Origin of the sequence: Streptomyces sp. NPDC059477 (assembly GCF_042749375.1) — a bacterium.
GTDB lineage: Bacteria > Actinomycetota > Actinomycetes > Streptomycetales > Streptomycetaceae > Streptomyces.
In genome coordinates this window covers 4,271-5,460 of record NZ_JBHYUG010000174.1, presented here as the reverse complement: position 1 = coordinate 5,460, position 1,190 = coordinate 4,271, and the positions used below count along the sequence as shown (strand labels likewise).

Here is a 1,190-nt window from a genome sequence, read left to right as displayed (position 1 = left end):
AAGGCTGAGCTGTGATGGGGAAGCTCCTTATGGAGCGAAGTCTTTGATTCCCCGCTGCCAAGAAAAGCTTCTAGCGAGATAAAAGGTGCCTGTACCGCAAACCGACACAGGTAGGCGAGGAGAGAATCCTAAGGTGTGCGAGAGAACTCTGGTTAAGGAACTCGGCAAAATGACCCCGTAACTTCGGGAGAAGGGGTGCTTTCTTAACGGAAAGCCGCAGTGAATAGGCCCAAGCGACTGTTTAGCAAAAACACAGCTCTCTGCGAAGCCGTAAGGCGAAGTATAGGGGGTGACACCTGCCCGGTGCTGGAAGGTTAAGGAGAGGGGTTAGCGTAAGCGAAGCTCTGAACTGAAGCCCCAGTAAACGGCGGCCGTAACTATAACGGTCCTAAGGTAGCGAAATTCCTTGTCGGGTAAGTTCCGACCCGCACGAAAGGTGTAACGATTTGGGCACTGTCTCAACCAGAGACTCGGTGAAATTATAGTACCTGTGAAGATGCAGGTTACCCGCGACAGGACGGAAAGACCCCGTGGAGCTTTACTGTAGCCTGATATTGAATTTTGGTACAGTTTGTACAGGATAGGCGGGAGCCATTGAAACCGGAGCGCTAGCTTCGGTGGAGGCGCTGGTGGGATACCGCCCTGACTGTATTGAAATTCTAACCTACGGGTCTTATCGACCCGGGAGACAGTGTCAGGTGGGCAGTTTGACTGGGGCGGTCGCCTCCTAAAGTGTAACGGAGGCGCCCAAAGGTTCCCTCAGAATGGTTGGAAATCATTCGTAGAGTGCAAAGGCATAAGGGAGCTTGACTGCGAGACCTACAAGTCGAGCAGGGACGAAAGTCGGGCTTAGTGATCCGGTGGTTCCGCATGGAAGGGCCATCGCTCAACGGATAAAAGCTACCCCGGGGATAACAGGCTTATCTCCCCCAAGAGTCCACATCGACGGGGAGGTTTGGCACCTCGATGTCGGCTCATCGCATCCTGGGGCTGTAGTCGGTCCCAAGGGTTGGGCTGTTCGCCCATTAAAGCGGTACGCGAGCTGGGTTCAGAACGTCGTGAGACAGTTCGGTCCCTATCCGTCGTGGGCGTAGGAAATTTGAGAGGAGCTGTCCTTAGTACGAGAGGACCGGGATGGACGCACCGCTGGTGTACCAGTTGTTCTGCCAAGGGCATAGCTGGGTAGCTAT

The 1,190-nt window shown here is 54.3% G+C and carries 1 rRNA gene (cut by a window edge); it reads left to right on the top strand.

What is annotated here, in order from left to right:
- Nucleotides 1-1,190, top strand: a 23S ribosomal RNA gene (locus tag ACFXAZ_RS39220); its annotated part runs 173 nt beyond the window's last position; the annotation flags it as partial.